Source organism: Mesorhizobium sp. B2-9-1, from assembly GCF_006439455.1.
Lineage (GTDB): Bacteria > Pseudomonadota > Alphaproteobacteria > Rhizobiales > Rhizobiaceae > Mesorhizobium.
Map to the genome: position 1 here is coordinate 1 of NZ_VFTP01000023.1, position 16,542 is coordinate 16,542.

13 protein-coding genes are annotated in these 16,542 nt (G+C 65.0%); 6 read left to right on the forward strand and 7 right to left on the reverse strand.

The window, feature by feature from the left end; all coding sequences use genetic code 11:
• Positions 1-213 precede the first annotated feature (213 nt).
• Positions 214-1,257, reverse strand: coding sequence for a DNA polymerase III subunit delta (holA, locus tag FJW05_RS25145; protein ID WP_140636571.1), 1,044 nt, complete (start codon positions 1,255-1,257; stop codon positions 214-216).
• A gap of 450 nt (positions 1,258-1,707) precedes the next feature.
• Here holA and FJW05_RS25150 point away from each other — a divergent pair, with 450 nt between their 5' ends.
• From FJW05_RS25150 to lpdA, 4 genes are all read left to right on the forward strand, one after another.
• Complete coding sequence (locus FJW05_RS25150) at positions 1,708-2,940, forward strand: 3-methyl-2-oxobutanoate dehydrogenase (2-methylpropanoyl-transferring) subunit alpha (RefSeq protein WP_140636573.1); 1,233 nt, start codon at positions 1,708-1,710, stop codon at positions 2,938-2,940.
• 2 nt (positions 2,941-2,942) lie between these two features.
• Positions 2,943-3,956, forward strand: coding sequence for an alpha-ketoacid dehydrogenase subunit beta (locus tag FJW05_RS25155; RefSeq protein WP_140636575.1), 1,014 nt, complete (start codon positions 2,943-2,945; stop codon positions 3,954-3,956).
• 17 nt (positions 3,957-3,973) lie between these two features.
• Complete coding sequence (locus FJW05_RS25160; RefSeq protein ID WP_140636577.1) at positions 3,974-5,350, forward strand: dihydrolipoamide acetyltransferase family protein; 1,377 nt, start codon at positions 3,974-3,976, stop codon at positions 5,348-5,350.
• A 257-nt stretch (positions 5,351-5,607) separates the two neighbouring features.
• Positions 5,608-7,005: a dihydrolipoyl dehydrogenase gene (gene lpdA / locus FJW05_RS25165; RefSeq protein WP_140636579.1), complete on the forward strand. Its 1,398-nt coding sequence runs from the start codon at positions 5,608-5,610 to the stop codon at positions 7,003-7,005.
• A gap of 167 nt (positions 7,006-7,172) precedes the next feature.
• On the opposite strand, the gene FJW05_RS25170 is transcribed toward lpdA, so the two are convergent.
• Positions 7,173-8,276 carry a saccharopine dehydrogenase family protein gene (locus FJW05_RS25170; RefSeq protein ID WP_140636581.1) on the reverse strand — a complete coding sequence of 368 codons (1,104 nt, stop codon included), beginning with the start codon at positions 8,274-8,276 and terminating at the stop codon, positions 7,173-7,175.
• A gap of 128 nt (positions 8,277-8,404) precedes the next feature.
• Between FJW05_RS25170 and FJW05_RS25175 the strand changes: the two genes are divergently transcribed.
• Positions 8,405-8,833, forward strand: coding sequence for an Lrp/AsnC family transcriptional regulator (locus FJW05_RS25175; RefSeq protein WP_140636583.1), 429 nt, complete (start codon positions 8,405-8,407; stop codon positions 8,831-8,833).
• Between the two features lie 215 nt (positions 8,834-9,048).
• On the opposite strand, the gene FJW05_RS25185 is transcribed toward FJW05_RS25175, so the two are convergent.
• From FJW05_RS25185 to FJW05_RS25205, 5 genes are all read right to left on the reverse strand, one after another.
• A complete protein-coding gene (locus FJW05_RS25185) occupies positions 9,049-11,082 on the reverse strand; it encodes an aldo/keto reductase (protein WP_140636585.1) in 2,034 nt (677 codons plus the stop codon).
• Positions 11,083-11,139: 57 nt separating this feature from the next.
• Positions 11,140-12,225 (reverse strand): sn-glycerol-3-phosphate ABC transporter ATP-binding protein UgpC, encoded by a 1,086-nt coding sequence (gene ugpC / locus FJW05_RS25190; RefSeq protein ID WP_140636587.1) that lies wholly within the window; start codon positions 12,223-12,225, stop codon positions 11,140-11,142.
• Between the two features lie 66 nt (positions 12,226-12,291).
• On the reverse strand, positions 12,292-13,128 hold the full coding sequence (locus FJW05_RS25195) for a carbohydrate ABC transporter permease (protein ID WP_140636589.1): 837 nt from the start codon (positions 13,126-13,128) through the stop codon (positions 12,292-12,294).
• Positions 13,125-13,985 carry a sugar ABC transporter permease gene (locus FJW05_RS25200; protein ID WP_140546521.1) on the reverse strand — a complete coding sequence of 287 codons (861 nt, stop codon included), beginning with the start codon at positions 13,983-13,985 and terminating at the stop codon, positions 13,125-13,127. The genes FJW05_RS25195 and FJW05_RS25200 overlap by 4 nt, the downstream gene beginning before the upstream one ends.
• A 181-nt stretch (positions 13,986-14,166) precedes the next feature.
• On the reverse strand, positions 14,167-15,435 hold the full coding sequence (locus FJW05_RS25205) for an ABC transporter substrate-binding protein (RefSeq protein ID WP_140546520.1): 1,269 nt from the start codon (positions 15,433-15,435) through the stop codon (positions 14,167-14,169).
• 106 nt (positions 15,436-15,541) lie between these two features.
• On the opposite strand from FJW05_RS25205, the gene FJW05_RS25210 reads away from it, so the two are divergent.
• Entirely contained in the window at positions 15,542-16,411 is an 870-nt protein-coding gene (locus tag FJW05_RS25210) for a helix-turn-helix domain-containing protein (protein WP_140636591.1), read from the forward strand.
• Positions 16,412-16,542: the final 131 nt, after the last annotated feature.

Below are 16,542 nucleotides of genomic sequence, written 5' to 3' on the forward strand. Positions count from 1 at the left end.
TACATGACCGCTCCAGACTTACGCCGCTGCCGCCATTTTGCCTCTTGCCCAAAAGGGGCCGTCCATACATGACGAAGTCGGATCGGCGGGACAGCGCCCACTGGCCTGCCCGCCCTTCGCAGCAGCTGCGCTGCAGCTCCCGGAGGGAAGACCGGCCATCTCCTACAAGGAGGGAGGTCAGCTGTCGCCCCGGCCGTCGCCAATAGCCGGCGTTTACCTTTGCCCCAGCCTCGCGCTCTCGATCGCAATGCCAAGCAGCGCCTGCCGTGCCAGCGCTTCCGACAGGTCCGGGCGCTTGCGGGTCTGCAGCACCGCCGTCTGCAGCCGGCCGAGCGCACGTGCGAGCGCCTCGACGTTCCAGCGCTCGAGCGTCTTTTCCACCAGCTTGCGGCGCGAGAAGAACACCGGGGGGCGGGCGCCGGCGACGACCGAGGCGGCGTTGCGGCCGCCGGTCTCCATCTGAGCGCGCATCAGCTGGATCGCCTGCAATTGCCGCATCGCCGAGGACAGCACCAGGAAGGGATGGCCGCCCGATTGGCAGTGGCGGTTGAAGGCGATGTCGAAATCGCCGACCTTGCCGTCCAGCATGGCGTCGACCGCGGCATCGAAGGAAGCGCCGGAGACGTCGCCCGACAGCGCGTTGACGTCGTCGATGCCGATTTCCTTCCGGCCATGCGCATAGAGCACCAGCTTCTCGATCTCGCCGCGCGAGGCGAGGCGGTCGCCGCCGAGGTTGCGGCGCAGCGCTTGCCTGGCGTCCAAGGTCATCGACATGCCGGCCTTGCGCAATTCGTCGTCGATCACCGAATCCAGGTCGCGGGCCTCGTCGGCATAGCAAGGCAAGGCAATGGCGTTGCCGGCGGCCTCGACGATGGCCCTGAGGCCCGTGCCTTTCTTCAGGTCGCCGGCTTCGATGAGGATGATCGCGTCGCGCGCGGGCTCGGCGGTCAGCGCCTTGATGTCGTCGGCCAGCGCCTTCTGGCCGCTGGCATTGCGCACCCAAAGCAGCCGCCGGTCGGAAAACATCGGCACCGTGCGCGCTTCGTCGAGCAGGCGGCCTTCGTCGCGGTCGACTTCGGCGCCGTCCAGCCTGACGACCGAGAAGGGGTCGTCGAGCGGCAGCCCGGTTTTCGCGGCGAAGGTTTTCGCCCGCTCGGCGACAAGGCCGCGGTCGGGGCCGTAAAGCAGGACGATTCCCATGGCCGGATCCGGCTTCGCCAGCCACGAATCGACCTCGTATCCTTTCTTCTGTGCCATGCGGGGTGAGTTAGCACGGGGCGGGGTGACGGAACCAGAGTCTTCCCTTCTCCCCTTGTGGGAGAAGGTGGCCGCGAAGCGGCCGGATGAGGGGTGCTCCAGGGAAAGCCGGCGCCTCACTCCGCTGGAACACCCCTCATCCGTCTCGACGCTATCGCGCCGATCCACCTTCTCCCACAAGGGGAGAAGGGGAAGGCCGCGCCCGGGTCCGCCTCCCAATCGCATTTTCTGGCGGCAATCCCCCCGCAGACTTCCGCCAAATTGCGCGCCGCGCAAAAAGATCGACAAGAAATTTCGCCGCCATATCTGCATCTTGGCGCCTGCGTGCCGCATTGTTCAGCCGACCTGACGGCCCGGGAGGAAGGCCGTGGCCAGGCCCGGCGAATTGGCACTGGTCTGGCCGCGCGGATGTGCAAATATCGCACCGGCAACATTGGAGGATGTGAGCTCATGGCCGACGCTGGATTGTTGCGCTTCCATGTGCCCGAGCCCGAGGTGCGGCCCGGCGGCACGCCGGATTTCTCGAATGTGACCATTCCCAAGGCGGGCTCGGTGCCGCGTCCGGAGATCGAGGTCGATCCGCGCAGCATCCGCGACATGGCTTTCTCCATCATCCGGGTGCTGAACCGCGCCGGTGAAGCGGTCGGGCCTTGGGCCGGGCTGCTTTCGGACGAGGAGCTGCTCGAAGGCCTGCGCCATATGATGACGCTGAGGACCTTCGACGCGCGCATGCAGATGGCGCAGCGCCAGGGCAAGACCTCCTTCTACATGCAGCATCTGGGCGAAGAGGCGGTGAGCTGCGCTTTCCGCAAGGCGCTGGCGCCCGGCGACATGAATTTCCCGACCTATCGGCAAGCCGGCCTTTTGATCGCCGACGGCTATCCGATGGTCACCATGATGAACCAGATCTACTCCAACGAGGCCGATCCGCTGAAGGGCCGGCAGCTGCCGATCATGTATTCGTCGAAGGAGCACGGCTTCTTCTCGATCTCCGGCAATCTGGCCACACAGTATATCCAGGCGGTCGGCTGGGCGATGGCCTCGGCGATCTCCAATGATTCCAGGATTGCGGCAGCGTGGATCGGCGACGGCTCGACGGCGGAGTCCGACTTCCATTCCGCGCTGGTCTTCGCCTCGACCTACAAGGCGCCGGTCATTCTCAACGTCGTCAACAACCAGTGGGCGATCTCGACCTTCCAGGGCATCGCGCGCGGCGGCTCCGGCACATTCGCCGCGCGCGGGCTCGGCTTCGGGATTCCGTCGCTGCGCGTCGACGGCAACGACTATCTCGCCGTGCATGCCGTGGCGAAGTGGGCGGCGGAGCGGGCGCGAAAGAATCTCGGGCCGACGCTGGTCGAATATGTCACCTACCGCGCCGGCGCGCATTCGAGCTCGGACGATCCGTCTGCCTACCGGCCGAAGGCGGAATCCGATGCCTGGCCGCTCGGCGATCCGGTGATCCGGCTGAAGAACCACCTCATCCACAAGCAAGTCTGGTCGGAGGAGCGCCACACCCAGGCGGAGGCCGAGATCCTCGAAACGGTGATCGCGGCGCAGAAGGAGGCCGAAAGCCACGGCACGCTGCATGCCGGCGGCAAGCCGTCGACACGCGACATGTTCGAGGGCGTCTATGCCGAGATGCCGCCGCATCTCAGGCGCCAGCGCCAGCAGGCGGGGGTCTGACCATGCCGAGACGCACGATGATCGAGGCGATCCGTGACGCCATGGACGTGTCGATGGGGCGCGACAGCCAAGTCATCGTCTATGGCGAGGATGTCGGCTTCTTCGGCGGCGTCTTCCGCGCCACGCAGGGCCTGCAGGCCAAATACGGCAAGAGCCGCTGCTTCGACGCGCCGATCAGCGAATCCGGCATCGTCGGCTCGGCCATCGGTATGGCCGCCTATGGGCTGAAACCCTGCGTCGAAGTGCAATTCGCCGATTATGTTTATCCGGCTTACGACCAGATCGTCTCGGAGGCGGCGCGGCTGCGCTATCGCTCCAACGGCGACTTCACCTGCCCGATCGTGGTGCGCATGCCGACCGGCGGCGGCATCTTCGGCGGCCAGACGCACAGCCAGAGCCCCGAAGCGCTGTTCACGCATGTCTCGGGCCTGAAGGTGATCGTGCCGTCCAATCCGCACGACGCCAAGGGTCTGCTGATCGCGGCGATCGAGGACCCGGACCCGGTGATCTTCCTCGAGCCGAAGCGGCTCTACAACGGCCCGTTCGACGGCCACCACGACAAGCCGGTGACGCCGTGGTCGAAGCATGAGCTGGGCGAGGTCGCCGACGGCCATTACACGATCCCGCTGGGCAAGGCGGCGATCCGCAGGCCGGGATCGGCGGTCACGGTGCTTGCCTATGGCACGATGGTCTATGTCGCGCAGGCCGCGGCCGAGGAGACCGGCATCGACGCCGAGGTGATCGATCTCAGGACGCTGCTGCCGCTCGACCTGGAGGCGATCGTCGCCTCGGTGAAGAAGACCGGGCGCTGCGTCGTCGTGCACGAGGCGACGCTGACCTCCGGCTTCGGCGCCGAGCTGGCCGCGCTGGTGCAGGAGAACTGCTTCTACCATCTGGAAGCGCCGGTGGCGCGGGTCGCCGGCTGGGACACGCCCTATCCGCATGCGCAGGAATGGGACTATTTCCCCGGCCCGGCGCGGGTCGGGCGCGCGCTCGTCGAAACATTGGAAGCTTAGAGTGGGGGAGGCCTGAGATGGGCGAGCACGTTATCAAGCTTCCCGATGTCGGCGAAGGCGTCGCCGAGGCCGAGCTTGTCGAGTGGCACGTCAAGGTCGGCGACCTCGTGCGCGAGGACACGGTTCTCGCCGCCGTCATGACCGACAAGGCAACCGTCGAGATCCCCTCGCCGGTCGACGGCGAGATTCTCTGGCTCGGCGCCGAGATCGGCGACACGGTGGCGATCGGCTCGCCGATCGTGCGGCTGAAGGTGGCCGGCGAAGGCAATGTGAAGGCAGACTCGACGCTTGCGGACGTTACAGCGGAGGGTACGCCTGACGATGCGGCGGCTCGCCCGTCCTCGGGCCCGGCGCCGACATCGCCCAATCTGGCGCCGTCATCCTCGGGCTTGTCCCGAGGACCTGCCGTCCCCCATGCCGGGACCGATACCGGGAGGTCCGTAGATCCTCGGGACAAGCCCGAGGATGACGGCGCTAAAAAGGATCGCGCCATGCCCAGCCTTTCGGGCGCGCCGCGCGCGGAAGGCGAGAAGCCGCTGGCTTCGCCCGCCGTCCGCCTGCGCGCCAAGGAAGCCGGCATCGATCTTCGCCAGGTTGCGGGCAGCGGCCCGGCCGGGCGCATCAGCCATGAGGACATCGACGCGTTCGTGGCGCGCGGCCCGCAAGTCGCCCGCGCCACCGGACTTGCCCGGAAGGACGGCGTCGAGGACATCAAGGTCGTTGGTCTCAGGCGCAAGATCGCGGAAAAGATGGCGCTCGCCAAATCGCGCATCCCGCATATCACCTATGTCGAGGAGATCGACGTCACGGCATTGGAAGACTTGCGCGCCACGCTCAACAAGGAGAAGCGCGCCGATCGCCCGAAGCTGACGCTGTTGCCTTTCCTGATGCGGGCGATGGTCAAGGCGATCGGCGAGCAGCCGAACCTCAACGCCTTGTTCGACGACGATGCCGGCATCATCCACCGGCATGAAGGCATCCATATCGGCATCGCCGCGCAGACGCCCAACGGGCTGGTGGTGCCGGTGGTGAAACATGCCGAGGCGCGCGACCTGTGGGATAGTGCTGCGGAAGTCAACCGGCTGGCCGATGCGGCCAAGGCCGGCACGGCGAGCCGCGAGGAGCTTTCCGGCTCGACCATCACCATCACCTCGCTCGGTGCCATGGGCGGCGTGGCGACGACGCCGGTCATCAACTATCCGGAGGTGGCGATCGTCGGCGTCAACAAGATGATGGTGCGGCCGGTGTGGGACGGCACACAGTTCATCCCGCGCAAGATGATGAACCTGTCGTCGAGCTTCGACCATCGCGTCATCGACGGCTGGGACGCCGCGGTGTTCGTGCAGCGCATCAAGGCGCTGCTGGAGACGCCGGCGCTGATTTTCGTGGATTGAGGGGGATGGGGTTGATCTCGAACGTCGCCGCGCCGAAATGCGGGCTCCCCCTTCTCCCCTTGTGGGAGAAGGTGTCGCCGCAGGCGACGGATGAGGGGTGCTTCAGTGAATGCCGACGCTTCACTCCGCTCAAACATCAGCGTCTCACTCCGCTGGAACACCCCTCATCCGTCTCGGCGCTGACGCGCCGATCCACCTTCCCCCACAAGGGGGGGAAGGCAAGGCGCGCGCCGGCCATCGCCGAGAGGACAGCTGTCATGAAAGAAATCTCCTGCAAGCTGCTCGTCATCGGCGCGGGGCCGGGCGGTTATGTCTGCGCCATCCGTGCCGGCCAGCTTGGCGTCGATACCGTCATCGTCGAAGCCGGCAAGCCGGGCGGCACCTGTCTCAATGTCGGCTGCATCCCGTCCAAGGCGCTGATCCATGCGGCGGAGGCGTTCGAGAAGGTCGCGCATATGGCCGGCGGCAAGGATCCGCTGGGCATCAAGGTCGGCACGCCGACGCTCGATCTTGCGAAAACTGTCAGCTGGAAGGACGGGATCGTTAGCCGGCTCAACAGCGGCGTGACCGGATTGCTGAAGAAGGCCAGGGTGAAGACCGTGCATGGTTGGGCAACCTTCCGGGACGGCAAGACCGTCGAGGTCGAGACCGAGACCGGAACCCAGGTGATCCGCGCCGAGACCGTCGTCATCGCCACTGGTTCGGCGCCGGTAGAATTGCCGTTCTTCCCCTTTGGCGGGCCGGTGATCTCGTCCACCGAAGCGCTGGATCTCGGCGAAGTGCCGAAGAAGCTCGCGGTCGTCGGCGGCGGCTATATCGGGCTCGAGCTGGGCATGGCCTTCGCCAGGATGGGCGCGAAGGTCACCGTGTTCGAAGCCCTGCCGCGCGTGCTCGCGCAGTACGATGCCGAACTCACCCGGCCGGTGCTGAAGCGGCTGGGCGAGCTTGGCGTCGAGGTCATGGCAGGGGCGAAGGCCAAAGGCCTGTCGGCCAAGGGCGACGCGCTGCTGGTCGAGACGGCCGACGGCAAGAACGCCAAGATCGCCGCCGACAAGATCTTGGTCACGGTAGGCCGCAAACCGCTCACCGAGGGCTGGGGGCTGGAGCAGATCGACCTCGACAGGGCGGGAAAATTCATCCGCATCGACGACCAGTGCCGCACCTCGATGCGCGGCATTTTTGCCATCGGCGATGTCACCGGCGAGCCGATGCTGGCGCACCGCGCCATGGCGCAGGGCGAGATGGTGGCCGAGATCGTCGCTGGCCACGAAAGAAGCTGGGACAAGCGCGCCATCCCCGCGATCTGCTTCACCGATCCGGAGCTGGTCACCGCCGGCCTGTCACCCGAGGAGGCGAAGGCGCTCGCCGGCGAGATCAAGATCGGCCAGTTCCCGTTCGCCGCCAATGGCCGCGCCATGACCAGGCAGGGCGAGGACGGTTTCGTGCGGGTCGTGGCACGCGCGGACAATCATCTGGTCCTGGGCATCCAGGCGGTCGGGCAGGGCGTGTCGGAACTATCGGCGGCGTTTGGCCTGGCGCTAGAGATGGGCGCGCGGCTGGAGGACATCGCCGGCACGATCCATGCACATCCGACGCAGGGCGAAGGTTTTCAGGAAGCGGCGCTGAAGGCGCTGGGCCACGCGCTGCATGTTTGAGCGCTTCTTCCTTCTCCCCTTGTGGGAGAAGGTGGATCGGCGCGCAGCGCCGAGACGGATGAGGGGTGTTCCAGCGGAGTGAGACGCTGGCTTTCCCTGGACCACCCCTCATCCGTCGCCTTCGGCGACACCTTCCCCCACAAGGGGGGAAGGGGAGACGGCGCCCCTCAGCTCGCGAGCCGGCTTACCATCTCGTGCTGGGCATAGGCGCGGCCGAAGCGGTTGGCGAGGAAGGCGTCGAGGGCGATGTCTTCCTGGCGGACAAAACCCTTCGCCGGCAGGCTGCCGTCGGCCAGCATATCGAGCACGGCGCAGATGCCGGATGCGGTGGTGATCTGGATGGCGCTGCGCACGATGTTGCCGACGCGCTGCGAATAGATCTTGTTGGCGTAGGTCTCCTGCAGCAGGCGCCCGTTCCTGCGGCCCGAGACGGTGACGAAGACGATGACCACGTCCTGCAGCGTCGCCGGCAGGGCGCTCTCGAAAATGTCCTTGAGCACATCGCGGCGGTGGCGGAGCCCCAGATCGTTGAGCAAGGCCTTCATGATCGCGGCGTGGCCGGGATAGCGGATGGTGCGGTAGTTCAGCGTTCGCACCTTGCCCTTCAGCGTCTCGGCCAAAGTGCCCAGGCCGCCGGAGGTGTTGAAGGCCTCATAGGTGACGCCGTCGAGCGAGAATTCCTCGCGCTCCTCCAGCGGCGGCACCTCGATCAGCTCGCCCTCGACGATCGCCTCGCAGGGCTCGCAATATTCGTTGATGACGCCGTCGGTGCTCCAGGTGAGGTTGTAGTTCAGCGCGTTTGACGGATATTGCGGCAGCGCGCCGACGCGCATGCGCACGCTTTCCAGCGTGTCGAAGCGGCTGGCGAGGTCGTTGGCGACGATCGAGATGAAGCCCGGCGCCAGGCCGCATTGCGGGATGAAGGCGCTTTTGGCGTCAGGCGCCAGCTCCTTGACGCGGCGCGTCGAGACGACGTCCTCGGTGAGGTCGAGATAATGCACGCCGGTGGCGGCGGCCGCCTCGGCGATGCGGGTGGTGAGGTGGAAGGGCGCGGCGCTCAGCACGGCGAATTTGCCGGCGAGCACTTTTTCGAGCTCACCCGAGGCAGTGATGTCGAGCTCCTGCGTCGCAACGCCAGCCGGCAGTTCGGCGGCGGCAAGCTGGGCGGCCGAGCGGTCGACCAGCGTGACGCGGTAGTCGCCTGTGGCGTTCAGCATTTCAGCTATGGTCGAGCCGATCTTGCCGGCGCCGACGACAACGATGTTCTTCATGATCATATCCCCTGCCAATGCTGATTTCGATTTGGCGGGAATCTTCGCAGCTCGCCTGTCGAAAGGAAGCGTGGAATCTGGCAATATGAAGCTTAAGTTTGAGCGATATGCCGAAAGGTTTCGTCGAAATGATCAGTGAAGCCGAACAGGCGCTGCTTACACTGTTGCGCGCCAACGCCCGCGCCTCGACCGCCGAGCTGGCCAGACAGCTCGGCGTGTCGCGCACGACGGTGCAGAGCCGCATCGAGCGGCTGGAGCAGCGCGGCATCATCGCGGGCTATGGTGTGAGGCTATCGCCCGATTATGAGCAAGGGCTGGTCAAGGCGCATGTGCTGCTCACCGTGACGCCGAAGCTCGCCGACAAGGTGGTGCGCAGTCTCGCCGCGATGCCGCCGGTCCGGACAGTGCATTCGGTGAGCGGCAATTTCGACATGATCGTCATCGTCGACGCGCCATCGATCCGCGACCTCGACGCGCTGCTCGACCGGATCGGGGCGATGGAGGGCGTGGAACGGACGTCGTCGTCGATTATTCTGTCGACGCGGGTGGATCGGTGAAACTGTTGAGATGCGGGCGCGAGGCGCCCCCCTCTGTCCTGCCGGACATCTCCCCCTCAAGGGGGGAGATTAGATGTCACGCGGGATTTCGCTAATCGCCAACTTTGCATTAATGAGCAAGGCGCCGAAGCTGCCAATCTCCCCCTTTGAGGGGGAGATGCCCGGCAGGGCAGAGAGGGGGGCGAAGGAATGAGGCGTTTGTTTTTCCTCTCCGATCAAGCCCTGCGTCTCTCCGGTCCCTCGTCAAGCCACGCCACATCCTCCGGCGTCAGCTTGATATCCAGCGCCCTAAGGCTGTCCTCCAGCTCGTCCAGCGTGCGCGGGCCGATCAGCGGGACCGAGGGGAAGGGTTGCGCCAGGACATAGGCGAGCGCGACATGAATCGGGCTCTTGCCGAGTTTGCGTGCCAGTTCGATGGCGCGGTCGCGGCGGCCGAAATTCTTTTCCGAATACCAGACCCGCACCAACTCCTCATTGTCGGTGCGGTCGCGGCCGGCGCGGTCGGTGAAGAAGCCGCGGCCTTGGCTCGACCAAGCGAAGTTCGGCATCTGCCTCGCCGTCAGCCAGGCCTTCCAGTCATCCGTAGAAGAGGTGACGCAGCCGGGCCAGATCGGCTCCAGCATCTCAGCCAGCGAGAAATTGTTGGAGAGCGCGCCGGGCTTCTGCTTGCCGTTCTTTTCGGCATAGGCAATCGCTGCGTCCATGCGCTCCATCGTCCAGTTGGAGCCGCCGAACAGGCCGCGGATGCGGCCGGCCTTGGCCTCGGCGTCCATCGCATCGACGAACTCGCCGACCGGCACGTCCGGATTGTCGCGATGCATGAAATAGATGTCGACATGGTCGGTCTGCAGCCGGTCGAGCGACTGCGCCAGCTGCTTCGCAATCACATCGGGATAGCAAAGAGGCGAATGCGCGCCCTTGGCGATGATCACCGACTGCTCGCGCACGCCGCGGTTCTTCAGCCATTGGCCAAGCAGCGTCTCGGTGTAGCCGGCGCCATAGACATAGCCGGTGTCGAACAGATTGCCGCCGGCCTCGAAATAGGCGTCGAGCAGGATCGAGCCGGAGGAGAAGGTGCGGAAATCCTCGAAGCCGAGCGCCAGCAGCGACACCGCGCGCGGCAGGCCGGGAATGGCGCGCTTGCCGATGGCCTTGCCATCGGTCCGCAGCGGCCGGCCGGAGAGGGTGTTGACGCGGTTAGCCGGCGTTTCGATGTCATATTCCAGGCCGACCGCGGCACGCCATTTGTCGAGCACGCGCAGCGTGCCGAGGCTGTCGGCCCAGCCCATGCCCGGCCAGGCGAACTCCTGCCGTCCGGCCAGGATCGCTTCGCCGGCGGCATCGACCTCGAAGGAATAGACATGGCGGGTCTCGTCGAGGCTGATCACCTCGCGAGCCGCCCCGGACCGGATCACCTCGATCCGGCCCGGTCCGACGTCGCGGTTGCCACCGGCGAACCAGAAATCGGGCACCTCGATCTGACCCTTGGTGCCGAAAATGCGCAGCACATTGTCCTGGTTGAGCGAGATGCTGCAGGAGATCTCGGCGACGATGCCATTGGGGAAGGTGAGCAGGGCCGAGGCCCACTCGTCGACGCCCGATTGGCCGAGATGGGCGGCGCCGACGACCTTGTCCGGCTCGAGGAAAGGCTGCCCCGCGGCCGCACCGGCGATCAGCCGCGCCATCGACACCGGATAGCCGCCGACATCGAGGATGCCGCCGCCGGCCATGTCGTTGGCGTAGAGCCGATGTTCCGGCATGAAGCCCGGCATGGCGAAGCCGAAGCTCGACTTGATCATGCGCACCTCGCCGATGGCGCCCGACTTGATCAGCTCGACCAATTGCAGCGTCTGCGGGTGCAGCCGGTACATGAAGGCCTCGCCGAGAAACGTGCCGGCCATGCGCGCCGCATGCATCATGGCGTCGGCCTCGAAGGCGGTCAGCGCCAGCGGCTTCTCGCACAAGACGTGCTTGCCGGCTTCCGCCGCCTTGATCGCCCATTCGGCATGGCCCGGATGCGGGATCGAAATGTAGACGGCGTCGACTTGCGTGTCGGCAAGCAGCGCCTCATAGCCGTCGAGGACGCGCGTGCCCGGAAAGGTCTCGGCCAAGCCCGGCTTGGCGGGATTGCGGGCGCCGAGCGCCACCAGCTCGCCGTTGCGCGACCCCGCCACGCCGCCCGCAAAGGATTTCGCGATGCTGCCTGGTCCGAGGATGCCCCAGCGAATTCTCTTGGGTGAGGGTGTCATGTCTAATTCTCCATGGGTCGCCGCCACGCCTGGCGTGCCGGCAAAGAAATTTTCCGGTCAGCGGATCCTCGAGCCTGCCTTGTCGAAGAGCAGCGCCCGTTCCGCCTTGATCGAGACCTTGAAATGGTCGCCGCTGGCGCGCTGGCGCGAGGCCTCGCGCTCGACGATCAGCTCCTCGGGTCCGGCATTGGCGTAGACATAGCTGACGGAGCCCAGATGCTCGGCGACGTCGGCCTTGACCGGGATGTCGCAATCGCCCTCGCCGGCCTCGAAGAAATGCTCCGGCCTTACGCCGAGCACGACCTCGGCGCCGACGGCGGGAAAAGTCTCGCAAAGCGGCTTGCGCAATCTGGCGCCGCCATGATGGGCGAGCTCGATGATGGCTGCGCTGTTGGACGTTTCGACGACCTTGGCGCTGAGGAAATTCATCTTCGGCGAGCCGATGAAGCCGGCGACGAAACGGTTGGCCGGGTCGTCATAGAGATCGAGCGGTGCGCCGATCTGCTCGACATTGCCGGCTTTGAGCACGACGATGCGGTCGGCCAGTGTCATCGCCTCGGTCTGGTCATGCGTCACATAGATCATGGTGACACCGAGCTCCTTGTGCAGGCGTGAGATCTCGACCCGCATCTGGACCCTGAGCTCGGCGTCGAGGTTCGACAGCGGCTCGTCGAACAGGAAGACCTGCGGCTCGCGCACGATGGCGCGGCCGATGGCGACGCGCTGGCGCTGGCCGCCGGAGAGCTGCTTCGGCCGCCGCTGCATCAATTCGTCGATGCGCAGGATCTCGGCGGCTTTCCTGACCCGGCGCTCTGTGTCGGCCTTCGGATTGCCGTTCATCCTGAGGCCGAAGGAGAGGTTCTGCTCGACCGTCATGTGCGGGTAGAGCGCGTAGGACTGGAACACCATGGCGATGCCGCGGTCGGCCGGCTCGACGTCGTTCATCACCTTGCCGCCGATGGCGATGTCGCCGCCGCTGATGTCCTCCAGCCCGGCGATCATCCTCAGCAGCGTGGACTTGCCGCAGCCGGAGGGCCCGACGAAGACGACGAACTCGCCGTCGGCGATGTCGATGTTGGCGCCGTGGACGACTTCGAAGATGCCGAAGCGTTTGACGACATTGGTGAGGGTGACGGCCGCCATGTCAGAGCGAGATATGGCTAGGTTGGATCATTCTGTGTCCCAGTCTGCGAGGCATTTCGCGCTCTCCTATTTGACCGCGCCGGCGGCGATGCCGGCGATGAAATGGCGCTGCAAGAGCACGAAGACGATCAGCATCGGCACCGTCAGCATCACGGCGCCGGCCATGATGCCGCCCCACGAAACCTTGGTCAGGCCGATCAGCGTGCCTAACGCCACCGGCGCCGTCATCGCGCCCGGCTGGCTGTTGATCAGCAGCGGCCACAGGTAGTTGTTCCACGAGGCGAGGAAGAGGATAATCGCAAGCGCCGCCAGCATCGGGCGGGCCAGCGGCATCGCCACGAACAGGAAGATGCGCCATTCCTTGACGCCTTCGACGCGCGCCGCGTCGAACAGCTCGGCCGGCATCATCGAAAAGGCCTGGCGCATGAAGAGCACGCCCAGCGAGTTGAACAGCGGCGGCACGATCAGCGCGATCCAGGTGTTGGCCAAGGCGAAGTCGCGCGCCACCATGATGAATTGCGGGATGAGCACCACCGCGTACGGCAGCGTGATGGTGCCGAAGATGATGGCCACCACCGCGCCCTTGCCGTGGAATTCGTAGCGCGCCAGCGCCCAGCCGGCCATCGAGGTCAGCAGCACCGAAAGGATGGTGTAGGTCACCGCCACCGAGACCGAGATGCCGATGGCGCCGATGAAATTGGTGTCGCGCTGCAGGTTGGCGACATTGTCGAGGAAATTGTCATGCGGCAGGAGCTCGATGCCCGGGCTGAAGATGCCGTTGTCGGGCATGGTGGAGAACACCACCATCATCCACAGCGGGAACAGCCAGACCAGCGCCAGCGGCGTCAGGAAAAGATGCAGCGCAATGACGCGCCCGAGCCTTGCTTGCGAGCGCGAGATCATTTCGGCTCCCTCATCAGCCAGAGCTGCACCAGGGTGATGGCGATGGCCAGCCCAGCCATGGTGTAGGCGACGGCCGAGGCGTAGCCGAAATTGAGCGAGCGGAAGCCCTGGCGGTAGAGCAGCAGGCCGAGCGTCTCGGTGCCGCCGCCCGGTCCGCCGCGTTCGGTGATCAGGAACGGCTCGGTGAAGAGCTGCATGGTGCCGATGATCGACAGCACGGCGCAAAAGACGATCACCGGCTTCAGCAGCGGCAAGGTGATGTGAAAGAACTGCTTCACCCGGCTGACGCGGTCGAGCGTCGCCGCCTCGTAGACGTCTTCCGGGATCGACTGCAGGCCGGCCAGGATGATGATGGCGTTGTAGCCGGCCCAGCGCCAGGTCACCGCGATCATGATCAGCGCCATGGCCGGCGTGACGTTGGAGAACCAGTCGATCTTTGAGATGCCGACGCTGTTCAAGAGCTTGTTGACGATGCCGAAATCGAGGCTGAACATCAACCGGAAGACGGCGGAATAGGCGACCTCGCCAACCACGACCGGGGCGAAAAAGGCAAAGCGGTAGAGGCCGCGGGCCTTCAACAGCGGCGAGTTCAGAAGCACCGCCATGACGATCGCCAGCGCAATCATTACCGGCACCTGGATGACCAGGATCAGCAGCGTGTTCTTCAGCGCATTGTAGAAGGCGGGGTCGCCGATCAGGCGGCCCCAGTTGAAGGCCGGCGCGAAGCGCCAAGGCACGGTGCGCGTCGCCTGGAAGGAGATGATGAAGGAAGAGATGATCGGCCAGATCCAGAAGATGGCGAAGATCAGAAGATAGGGCGTGAGGAAGCGGTACGCGGTGGCGTTCTGGGTGCGCATCGGCTTCCTCCTTTCTCTGTCTTTCCCTTCTCCCCCTGTGGGAGAAGGTGGCCGCGAAGCGGCCGGATGAGGGGTGTTCCAGGGAACGCCAACGTCTCACTCCGCTGGAACACCCCTCATCCGTCTTGGCGCTGCGCGCCAATCCACCTTCTCCCACAAGGGGAGAAGGCAAAGTGGCGCTCTACTTCACCGGCAAACCCGTCGCGGCGGCGATCTGCTTGGCAGCGTCGTCGAGCGCGGCCTTGGCGTCGGGATAGCCGTTGGCCAGATATTTGGTCTGCACGGCGCGGACGATGATCTCGGCGTCGCTCTGGAACTGCGTTCCGCGGCTCGGCACCACCTTGGGCAGCGTCGCCAGAATGTCCTTCCACACCGCCTGGCCGCCCCAATAGGGCTGCGGCTGCGACACGTAAGGATCGTCGAGCGCCGAGATCAGCGACGGCACCAGGCCGAAATCCTTCAGCATGGTGATCTGGCCGTCATTGGTCTCAAGCGTGTATTTCAGATAGGCGTAAGCCGCTTCTTTGTTCTTCGAGGCCGAGGTGATGGCCAGTGACGAGCCGCCGAGATTGGCGGCGCGCGGGCCGTCGGCGGTCAGGCTCGGCATCAGGTAGACGCCCCATTTGCCGCTCTCCTTCGGCGATTCGGTGCGGATCGTGCCTTCATACCAGCCGCCATAGACCTGGCTGGCAACGGTGCCGGCGGTGTTGTTGGTGATCTTGGTCGACCAGTCCGCCGACGACACGATGCCGGCGTCCTTCATCTCCTTGACCTTGGTCATGGCGTCGACGCATTTCGGCTCGGCCACGGTGATCGACTGGCCATCCTCGGCGAAATAGGCGCAGCCCTGCTCGTTGGAGATCATGCGGAAGAATTCGGTGTCGCCGTTGAAATCGGCATTGGTCATCGTCACGCCCGGATTGGCGTCCTGGATCTTCTTGCCGGCGGTGATGAAATCGTCCCATGTCTTGATCGAGGCCGGGTCGACGCCTGCCTTCTCGTAGAAGTCGCGGCGGTAGAAGACGGCCACCGGGCCGGAATCCCAGGGCATGGCATAGGCCTTGTCGCCGACCTCGAGCTCGGTGCGCTTGAAATCGGGGAATTTCTTCTGGTCTTCTGCCGTGTAACCCAGCGTGTGCAGGTCGACGAAGCAGTCCGGGAACTGGCTCCAGTAATTCTCCGCCTCGCCGTTCTCGATCGAGACGATATCGGGCAGGCCGACGCCGCCGGCGGCGCAGCCGGCGATCGATTTGTCATAAGTGGGCTGGTTGCCGAGGTCCTGAACCGTGACCTTGATGTCGGGGTATTTCTTGTTGAAGCCCTCGACCGTCGCCTTCAATGACGAGGCGGCGATGTTCCAGCTCCAGATAGTGATCTCGCCGGACTGCGCCAGCGCCGGGCCGGAACCCAGGGCAAGCATAAGCGCGGCGCAGGTCAGTGTAGTGCGCATTGAAATCCTCCCATTTCATTTGCTCTCTCACTGTGAGCGTGGCTAGACTATGCGGCGCGGAAGGCTTGTCGCCGTCAGAGGGAATAAGAAGTTGGCGGAAAGTAAGATGCCGGGGCGTCCATTCTACCAGCCTGGGGCGAGCAGCGTCGAAGGACTGCCGCTTGTTTTGCAGATGTTCCACAACCACCCGTTGGTGATGCTGAAGCCGCACTGGCACGCCCAGGTCGAGGTGAATTTCATCGTGCAGGGCTCAGTGCATTACCGCATGGCCGAGCACGAGATCTCGCTTTCGGCCGGCGAGATGTGCCTGTTCTGGGGCGGCCTGCCGCACCAGATGGACGATCTCTCCGACGACGCCGTCTATGCCGGCGCGCATCTGCCGCTGGTGCATTTCTTCCGCCTGCATCTGCCGGCCGACATCCGCCATCGGCTAATGACCGGCGCGACATTGGTGACCAACGCCACCGACCAGTCGGACAACGACAATTTCAGGCGCTGGAACGAATATGCGCGCGCCGGCGATCCGGCGAGGGCCGAGCACGCCGTCAACGAGCTGCTCTTGAGGCTCGAGCGGGTGCGCTTCGAGCCTTACCGGCTGGTGCCGGAAAGGGTGGTCGGGCAAGGCGCCGGCAATGCCTTCGACCAGCAGTCCTCGCGCAATGTCGGGCGCATGTGCGATTTCATCGCCGAGAATTTCCTCTACGACGTCGACTGCGTGACCATCGCGGCTGCCGCCGACATCCATCCGAAATACGCCATGAGCCTGTTCAAGAAATCGACAGGCATGACGCTCAACGAATATGTCAATCTGCTGCGGTTGAGCTACGCCCAGGCGCTGCTGATGCATGAGGACGCCAATGTGCTGAGGGTCGCCATGGACTCGGGCTTCGGCTCGCTCAGCGCCTTCAACAAATCGTTCCGCAAGCTCGCCGGCATGTCGCCTTCCGATTTCCGCCGGGCGGGCGGAGCGCGGTAAAATGGCCGACGGTGGCCCAACGTTCGTCATTCTAGGGCGAGCGGGAAGCGAAGCGTACCGCGTGGACCCTAGAATCCATGCCGTGACGTTTAGGCGTTGCAGCGGTTACAGAATCTTCTGCACCGTCGCAT

What these genes read in the sequence shown, in the direction of transcription:
- holA (WP_140636571.1), bottom strand. Translation starts at nt 1,257, where the DNA reads ATGGCACAGAAGAAAGGATACGAGGTCGATTCGTGGCTGGCGAAGCCG.
- FJW05_RS25150 (WP_140636573.1), top strand. Translation starts at nt 1,708, where the DNA reads ATGGCCGACGCTGGATTGTTGCGCTTCCATGTGCCCGAGCCCGAGGTG.
- FJW05_RS25155 (WP_140636575.1), top strand. Translation starts at nt 2,943, where the DNA reads ATGCCGAGACGCACGATGATCGAGGCGATCCGTGACGCCATGGACGTG.
- FJW05_RS25160 (WP_140636577.1), top strand. Translation starts at nt 3,974, where the DNA reads ATGGGCGAGCACGTTATCAAGCTTCCCGATGTCGGCGAAGGCGTCGCC.
- lpdA (WP_140636579.1), top strand. Translation starts at nt 5,608, where the DNA reads ATGAAAGAAATCTCCTGCAAGCTGCTCGTCATCGGCGCGGGGCCGGGC.
- FJW05_RS25170 (WP_140636581.1), bottom strand. Translation starts at nt 8,276, where the DNA reads ATGAAGAACATCGTTGTCGTCGGCGCCGGCAAGATCGGCTCGACCATA.
- FJW05_RS25175 (WP_140636583.1), top strand. Translation starts at nt 8,405, where the DNA reads ATGATCAGTGAAGCCGAACAGGCGCTGCTTACACTGTTGCGCGCCAAC.
- FJW05_RS25185 (WP_140636585.1), bottom strand. Translation starts at nt 11,082, where the DNA reads ATGACACCCTCACCCAAGAGAATTCGCTGGGGCATCCTCGGACCAGGC.
- ugpC (WP_140636587.1), bottom strand. Translation starts at nt 12,225, where the DNA reads ATGGCGGCCGTCACCCTCACCAATGTCGTCAAACGCTTCGGCATCTTC.
- FJW05_RS25195 (WP_140636589.1), bottom strand. Translation starts at nt 13,128, where the DNA reads ATGATCTCGCGCTCGCAAGCAAGGCTCGGGCGCGTCATTGCGCTGCAT.
- FJW05_RS25200 (WP_140546521.1), bottom strand. Translation starts at nt 13,985, where the DNA reads ATGCGCACCCAGAACGCCACCGCGTACCGCTTCCTCACGCCCTATCTT.
- FJW05_RS25205 (WP_140546520.1), bottom strand. Translation starts at nt 15,435, where the DNA reads ATGCGCACTACACTGACCTGCGCCGCGCTTATGCTTGCCCTGGGTTCC.
- FJW05_RS25210 (WP_140636591.1), top strand. Translation starts at nt 15,542, where the DNA reads ATGCCGGGGCGTCCATTCTACCAGCCTGGGGCGAGCAGCGTCGAAGGA.